Source organism: Turicimonas sp. TL08 (genome assembly GCF_054660695.1).
Genome location: NZ_BAAGDP010000011.1, coordinates 102,178 through 110,046 on the forward strand (window position 1 = coordinate 102,178; position 7,869 = coordinate 110,046).

The 7,869-nt window shown below is 44.2% G+C and carries 7 protein-coding genes; 3 read left to right on the forward strand and 4 right to left on the reverse strand.

Annotated elements, in window-relative coordinates; genetic code table 11:
• From ACYQ4O_RS07390 to ACYQ4O_RS07400, 3 genes are read left to right on the forward strand one after another with little or no spacing between them, the layout of a single operon-like run.
• Positions 1 to 540, forward strand: a complete 540-nt coding sequence (locus ACYQ4O_RS07390) for a flavodoxin (RefSeq protein ID WP_460175220.1) — start codon at positions 1 to 3, stop codon at positions 538 to 540.
• A gap of 9 nt (positions 541 to 549) precedes the next feature.
• Positions 550 to 1,575 (forward strand): alpha/beta hydrolase, encoded by a 1,026-nt coding sequence (locus ACYQ4O_RS07395; protein WP_460175221.1) that lies wholly within the window; start codon positions 550 to 552, stop codon positions 1,573 to 1,575.
• 42 nt (positions 1,576 to 1,617) lie between these two features.
• Positions 1,618 to 2,646 (forward strand): aldo/keto reductase, encoded by a 1,029-nt coding sequence (locus ACYQ4O_RS07400; protein ID WP_460175222.1) that lies wholly within the window; start codon positions 1,618 to 1,620, stop codon positions 2,644 to 2,646.
• 255 nt (positions 2,647 to 2,901) lie between these two features.
• Here ACYQ4O_RS07400 and ACYQ4O_RS07405 read toward each other — a convergent pair whose 3' ends face one another.
• From ACYQ4O_RS07405 to ACYQ4O_RS07420, 4 genes are all read right to left on the reverse strand, one after another.
• Positions 2,902 to 3,408: a pyridoxamine 5'-phosphate oxidase family protein gene (locus ACYQ4O_RS07405; RefSeq protein ID WP_460175223.1), complete on the reverse strand. Its 507-nt coding sequence runs from the start codon at positions 3,406 to 3,408 to the stop codon at positions 2,902 to 2,904.
• The gene (gene pdxR / locus ACYQ4O_RS07410) at positions 3,405 to 4,901 is read right to left on the reverse strand and encodes a MocR-like pyridoxine biosynthesis transcription factor PdxR (protein ID WP_460175224.1); all 1,497 of its coding nucleotides are present in this window, start codon (positions 4,899 to 4,901) and stop codon (positions 3,405 to 3,407) included. Before pdxR ends, ACYQ4O_RS07405 begins: the two co-directional genes overlap by 4 nt.
• Positions 4,902 to 5,037: 136 nt before the next feature.
• On the reverse strand, positions 5,038 to 6,729 hold the full coding sequence (locus tag ACYQ4O_RS07415; protein WP_460175225.1) for an ammonia-forming cytochrome c nitrite reductase subunit c552: 1,692 nt from the start codon (positions 6,727 to 6,729) through the stop codon (positions 5,038 to 5,040).
• Between the two features lie 352 nt (positions 6,730 to 7,081).
• The coding region (locus ACYQ4O_RS07420) for an RNA-guided endonuclease InsQ/TnpB family protein (protein ID WP_460175226.1) at positions 7,082 to 7,869 on the reverse strand (788 nt) is incomplete at its 5' end.

Here is a 7,869-nt window from a genome sequence, read left to right on the forward strand (position 1 = left end):
ATGAATCGCAGAAGTATCTTACAAACTTTCTTAACGGGCTTTCTTTCCGCTTCGATTACGTCTTACGCCGCTGGAAAAGATCTTAAAAGTCTAATTGTCTTTTATTCAAGATCTGGGCATACGGAGACTTTGGCACACACTTTAGCGAAGCTAACCGGAGCTGAAACTATAAGAATCGAAAGCACCTCTCCCTATCCGGCAGATTATGACGCAACAATCGAACGCTTTAAAGCTGAGCGTGCGGCAAACACTCTTCCGGCTATTTATCCGATTGAGAAAGATTTAGATAGCTATGACGTAATTTATATCGGATCTCCGACGTGGGGAGGACATCTGTGTTACCCAATTCAGAGGTTTCTTCAAGACACGAAGCTTCGAGGAAAAACTCTAATGCTGTTCACATCTCACGGCGGCAGCGGAGAAGCCTCAACTTTGGATGATCTTCAGCGACTGGCGCCGGGAAATCAATATCGCAATATTGCATTTTACGGTAGCGGATTTGGTGCTTCCAAGCAATTCAAACATTGGCTTTCCATCTAAGGAGAATTCATGAGGAACAAACTTCGATATTTTGCTCTTTGTTCAGCTGTGGGCTTCTGTGCGGCCGGAGCAGCGGCTGCGCAAACCGTTGCCGACGGTATTAATGTTTTGGGATCAACTTCTGTAAAATTCGCATCCGGACCGGAAACAATCGCAGGTAATTTGTATCTTCCGGCTAATTACGATGCCTCACAAAAATATCCGGCTATCGTGGTGAGTCATCCGTGGGGTGGTGTTAAGGAACAAACCGCAGGTCTCTATGCTCAAAGATTGGCGAAAGAAGGTTTTGTTACTTTGGCCTATGATGCCTCTCATTATGGAGAAAGTACCGGCACACCAAGAGATTACGAAGATCCTTCAGTACGGCTGAGAGATATCAGAAGCGCAGTGAGCTTCCTAGAAAATCGTCAGGAAGTAAGGACCGGAGCGGTGGGTACCTTAGGTATTTGCGCCGGAGGCGGCTATACCTTGCATGAGGCGCAGTTCGATCCTCGGGTCAAAGCTACGGCTTCTGTTGTAGCCTACGATATCGGAGGGGCCGTGCGCCACGGCATTGAAGGAGCTGAGGTCTCCTTTGAGCAGTTCCAAAATACATTGAACGCGGTTGCTGACGAATGGAGCCGGATTGAAAAAGGCGAAAAGCCGAAGGTTTTTCCGTTGCTCCCGGATAAAAAGGACTGGACGGATAAGACCGATGACTTCACAAAAGAAGCCTTTAGTTACTATCGGGAGAAGCGGGGCGCCTCTCCCAATGCATCCAATAGATTTCATTTTGCAACGTTAGGCTTGTTCGCTGGGTATTATCCGCTTGAGCACATGGAAGCTATTTCACCCAGACCTGTCCTAATCATCGCTGGAGAAAAGGCACAGACGCTGCGCTTCAGCAAGGAAGCTTACGAAAAAGCAAAAGAACCAAAAGAGCTAGTCGTGGTTCCCGGGGCCTCTCACTTTGCTATGTATGACAAAGAAGAATTTGTGGCGCCTACTGTTGCAAAATTAGCCGATTTCTTTAGGAAGAACCTGATTAGCAAATAGAAGAAGACGGAGATGTCCGTTTCCAAATATAAGGTCAAGAAAATGAGTGTTATTTTTAAAACACTAACAAACATCACTGAAAGAACACTCGGCTCAGGAGAGGCTGCTCTAACCGTCAGTCCTCTAGGTTTTGGCTGCATGGGAATGACACACCATAGAGGTCCGATCAAGGAGCGAGCTTCTATGGTTCGTCTTCTTAAGGAGGCTGTAGACTGCGGATGTACATTTTTTGATACGGCTGAAATCTACGGTCCTTTCAATAATGAAGAGTTGGTTGGAGAAGCACTCGGAGACAACTCATCCATCTTCGTAGCTACAAAATTTGGTCACGCCTTTGACGTAAACGAAAAGCCGATTTACGGAGCGCTGGACAGCTCGCCTAAGAGAATTAGGAATGTTTGTGAGGCCTCTCTTAAACGACTAAAGAGAGAAGTCATCGATGTTTTTTACCAACATCGTGTCGATCCGAAAGTTCCGCCGGAAGTGGTTGCCGAGACGGTGAAAGACCTGGTTAAAGAAGGAAAAGTTAGATATTTCGGGCTTTGTGAGGCCTCTGAAGATGTTGTCCGTAGAAGTCATAAGATTTTTCCCGTCACAGTTGTACAAAGTGAATACCATCTTATGTGGCGTCAGGCTGAGTACAAGATATTTCCAACATTAGAGGAATTAGGTATAGGCTTTGTTCCTTACAGCCCGTTAAACAGAGGTTTTTTAGCTGGATCTATTACACCTGGAACGACATTTGCCGCTGTCAATGACAACCGGTCTTCGTTGCCGCGATTTACGCCGGATGCGATTAGCAAGAATTACAAGATTGTCGAGAAGCTCAAGGATTTCGGAAATCGACACGGACTGTCCGTCGCTCAAGTTCAACTGGGCTGGATTCTTTCTAAAAAGCTCTGGATTGTGCCGATTCCAGGTACTACTCGAACAGAACATATGAAAGAGAATTTTGCTTCGGTATGCGTTTCGATAGACGAGCGCCAGTGGAAAACTCTCGAAGATGAAATTATGCGCCAGCCTGTCGTAGGAAGCAGATACGGAAAAGTTGAAGCCGCTCAGGTTTGCTAGACGTATTTCAGGAAAGATCTTATGGATACTTGCAAGAGTGCTGAATCTTTTTTTCGGTTGCTGCCGGAGAACCGAGTTCATCAGGTAGGAGGTTCGAACAACGGATTTCGCCGGCAGGAACTGTTTACTTATGAATAAGAAAACAAAAAGTTCAACAGCAGAGAAGTATTTTTACTAGAGATTTTCCATTGCATCGAATACAACTACAGACACTCAGGCCGTGGTTAGTTCCAAAGACGGGAAATGGAAACATTGCTATTTCTGCTCGCGGAGTTTTTGGCCTGCAAGCCGCACTTCTTCTAGAGCCTGCTTTCCGGTCATGCATTCAATGACGAGCGCGTACACTTCTGTATATTGCTTTGCAGATTGAATCTCTTCTTCATTGTCAGGAATCCCGAAACAAAATTTATGAGCCAAGGCTCGTAATGCTTTGACTTTTTCTTCTTCGGTCTCAATTTTTTTGAGGTGTCCCCAAACGATAACACTTCTGAAATCGTTGGCTCGCAGAGAAGGTACTACGAAGCTCTGATCAACTACACAAAAACTGGTTTTAGTGGTTCGCTTAAAACTCTCAGATTTATAGCCTTTGGGCCGGCCGTGAAAAAATATCTGATCACCATACCGAACGAAGCTTACAGGAACGGTATAGATATAGCCGTCATCTCCGTTTAAACCGATAACGCCATGAATGTTCCTATCCAGTATGGCTTTACATTCTTCAATACTTAGTACTTGTTTGTTTCGGACGATGTCTTGTCTCATAAATAGGCTCGTTTAAGAAAGTTTGTGATGCCGTCTCTTAGCCGACGGTAGCTGTCAGTCAATATCTGTTCAGAGAAATGGGCGTATCCTAAAATCAAACCGGACTGAGGTTTATCCTCCACATAACAGGGGGACAAAGGTCGGCTTTCTAAATGATAATTTTGTCGTAAATAGAGGTTTAACTCGACATCATTTATTTTTAACTCAGGTTTGAAGATAAAGGTTAAATGCGTACCGCCGGTATTAGCTTCCAGGGATCCAAACTGGCTTAGAAAAGATTGGATGCAATGGACAGAAGTTTCGCGCCGCTTTTGATACATTCTTTTGAGTCTTCTGATATGAGCCTCATAGAACCCGCCCTCAATAAATTCCGTAAGGATTACCGAGTGGACCTCACTCGAATGTCTGAGGGTCAGCATTTTTATGCCTTCAACAACCGGAATTAATTGTTCCGGAATAACAATGTAGCCCATGTTGAACCCAGGATATATTGTTTTCGTAAAGCTTCCCATGTAAATGGTTGAGCCTGTCTTGTCTAAGGATGCAATGGCAGGGTTTGGTTCGTCAGCGGTAAAAAGTTCGGTATCGTAACCGTCTTCTAAAATCCACTTTCCGCAAGAATTTGCCCAGTCGATAAGTTCCAGTTTCCTCTCCAGACTCATCAAATGTCCTGTCGGGTACTGAAAGCTCGGTGTGACGATTACAGCATCCAGCTCCTTATCGCTAGAAAGCTGATTGATGCTGATACCGTTCTCGTTTACCGGGATAGGAATAGGACGGTGCCCTAAAAATTCAACTAAATCACGATGAGGCCTAAAGCCGGGATCTTCAACAGCGATTTTGGCGCCTTCACTAAACAGAGCTTGTAACGCTAAATAAAGGTCTTCCTGAACCCCGGATGTGATAATTACTTGAGAACCGGAACAATTGATCCCTCTGCTTCTTCTCAACAAATCAGCAATGACTTTTTTAAACGGCCGATAACCGCCCGGTTCTGCGTAGGCATTGTGCATCCAAGGGCTTTTTGAAACTCTTGCCACGATTGTTGTCCAGTCTTTACCAGGCAGGCTTTCCATGTCAGGCGCAATAAGAGCAAAAGGTACTTCCTTTTGTACTGGGAACTGTAAAGCTTGTTTTGCAATTTCAGCTTTAACTGGCAATTTAGGCTTCTTAATATTGCCGGACAGCGTCGCAAAGGAAGATTTATGTAAATCCAAATCAATTGAGCATTCACTGACAAAACAGCCCCGGCCTTTCTGACTGAATATCCATCCTTCTTCTAATAGGCGCTTGTAAGCCTGTGTGACTGTTGTGCGAGATAAATTCAGAATAGAACTCAAAACTCGAGAAGATGGAAGTTCATCTCCGCTTTTTAAAAAACCTTCGGAAATCAGATTTTCGATTTTCTTTGACAGTTGATAATAAGCTGCAGGAGATCCTTTCTCTTTGGATATACGAATAATCTGAAAACATGGATTAATAGCTTGAGTCATAGGAATCTGAGTCAGCAAATAACTTCTAACAGAGGATGCACAGAAAATATTATCAAAGCACTCGATGCTTTTGTTTACCACCAATGTGAGAAAAAACTGAAACGAAGCATAAAACTTCGCTTCAGTTAAAGATTACCTAGCCTTTGATGGCCTTATTGGCTTCGGTTGTGGCCGTTCTTAATTTCTTGATTACTTCGGAGGAAGTCTTTTCAAACCCCCTCGGATCATGTACTCCTTCGGAATAGTCACTGAAGTACCAACCTCTAGTGTGTAAATACAGACTGTAGGCGTCTTGAAGTTCTTTGTATTGAGCTTCCGGTATCTTAACGTCGCCATTCTTCGCTTGTATCAGCAGTTTTCTAGCAGCGGCGCCGTATCGTTCGAGTCTTTCTTTATGGATACGGTATCTTTGCTGGATAGTCGCAACCATATAAGCCGCTTGACCTTCGCTCCAGTTGTCTCCATTCGGATTGCCGTGGCAGTCGCTGCGGGCGCATGTGTTCTTGTATTTGAGGCTCGGTAAGCTTGGCTGGTGTTCTAATTTACCGTTTTCTTTCTTCGCGAAATGGCAGTCAGTGCATCCCACTCCGGCTTTACCGTGTGTAGAACCAACAAGTGTTTCCATGTGATAATGGTCAGTAGAAACTGTTTTTACACCGGTTTCTTTGTCAATACCATTATGCAGTCCTAAGCCTCTGACAATATTCCAACGCTCGATTGGATCGGCTGCAAAGAACGTCCCCACGGACCATCCTTCTCGATCAATCGCCGCTTTTGGATGGGCAAGCTGACCATCGGAATCTTTGTAGAAAGTTTCAGAACGGTTATGGCCTTGGTGACATTGTCCGCACATGTAATTTGAATTAGCTTTTTCCAAAATAGCAATCTTTCTCGGATAGCCTCTTACGCCCATATTGAAAACTTCAATCTTCGGATAACCTGTCTTGCCGGCATTCTTTTGATAGTTGTAGTCCTTGAAGTCCTTATGGGTCATGGCCTCTATCAAGTGATCAAAAACAATTCTTGGTTCGGCGGAGTGAGGATCATGGCAGGTAATGCAGTTAAAACTGTTGTTGACGGTCTTCAATACTTTGTGATCCGGATCATTGAAAGCTAAAGGAGCTTTCGGATGTTTTTTCCCGAGGTATGCAAAATCCATCATATTGTCGCTAGTTTTGCATTTAAGACAGTCGGAGCGGCCCATAATCTCTCTTCCTTTATGCGGACGCCATGTTAGGGACAGAGTCTTTGACGGCTTGATAGCATCACCTTCTTGAGGTCTGGTGTCAATTAAAGCCTCCCACATAGGAGCGCCGGGCTTGGACATGTCTTTGTAAAAGTCTTTGTATTCGTAACGACCGTCAGAACGAATATTTGCTAAATCTGTGACGATGCTTGAGTGAAATCTAGGCAAACGATATTGAATGTCTCTGAAGGAATTATCACCGGCGATATCTCTAATGACGGAATACGTCTGAGGTTTATTGTTCAAAGCCCACTGATAGTGGTACTTGGGATCCATAATGTCTTTGTGCTGTTCCTGGTGACACTGACTGCAGGCCGCATATTCAAAGTGCGTCGTAGGACGGTTGTCTGCGCTAGGGGCCTTCAAGTGGTTTGCATCGATATCATGGCAAGAGGTGCAGTTTAAATTTTTGTGGGCACCTCGGGTTGATAACGTTTTAATTGCAGTGCTATGACAACCAAAACATTGGTTCTTGTCTACTTCTTTTAAGAAATTTGAATTTGCCGTATTGTCGGCAGCGAAAACCGATGTAGCAAGTAACATCGAAAAGCTTAATAAGGTAGTGGTCGATAGAAATTTCATTTATTTCTCCTTGTTCACAAAACCATTTTATTAAGGCCTGTTAAGCTTTCTGATACCACTTTGAATCTGGTATTTATGTCCACTTTTAGGTTTTTTCCCAGAATCCTGTAGCTCAAAGCGTAGAAGGAAAGGTAAATACTCAAAAAAGTTCTAAGAGGGCCGACATCGGTGATGGAGAGGAGAGTTTAGTATTCAGAGGCTGGGGACGGTTGGCCAAGAATGAAACTCAATTCTGAACTAACGAAGATAAAAAGGTCCTGTGACATCTCCCCGTCCTTTCGGACGAGGCTTCTCACTTCATCGACTCCAACCTTACATTCGTAAGGAATTACAGTGTCTCCATGAGTTGCGGCTATTGCCGCAAGACGGTATGCCCAGCCGCCTTTAACTGCACTATGCCCTGCCGCTTGATGTTTAATGCAGCTGCATAGTCTCGTTGGTTATGCTGTCCGCAATGAGGGCAAACCCATTGCCTCATTGCAAGGGTCAGTCCTTCAAATTTATGCAAACAGCGGGGACATGTTTTGGAAGAAGGATAGAAACTGTCTATTTGTACAAACAGCTTTCCTGCTTTCCTGCATTTGTAGGCAAGTTTGTTGTAAAAATTGCCCCACGCTGCATCTGCTATTGAACGAGATAACCTTTTATTGCGCAGCATATTCTTGATTTTTAAACTCTCCGCAATGACTGCTTGGATTTCGTCAACCATTTGCTTCGAGACCTTATGCTGAAAATCCTCTCTTTTCCGAGAGACTTGTCGATGGAATTTGCTTAGTTTCGCTACTGCTTTCTTTCTTCGATGACTTCCTTTCTGTTTTCTGGAGACGGCTTTGCTCAGCTTACGGAGTACTTTCAGCTGACAGGTTAGATTCTTCGGATTCGCAATCTCCTGATTGTCCGAATCTGTAAGAAATACTCTAATCCCTGCATCAATTCCTTTAATTGCTGATTCTTTAAGCACCTTGATAGGTTCGGGTTCTTTTTCTCCTGTTTCGCATAGAACAGAGGCGTAGTAGTCTCCTACACGATCCTTTGTTACCGTGATGCTTCTTACGATGCCAAGAATCGGACGGTGAATAACGGCTTTTATCGGATTGCACTTCGGAATCTTGATCCAATTTTCGCCAACGGATATGCTTG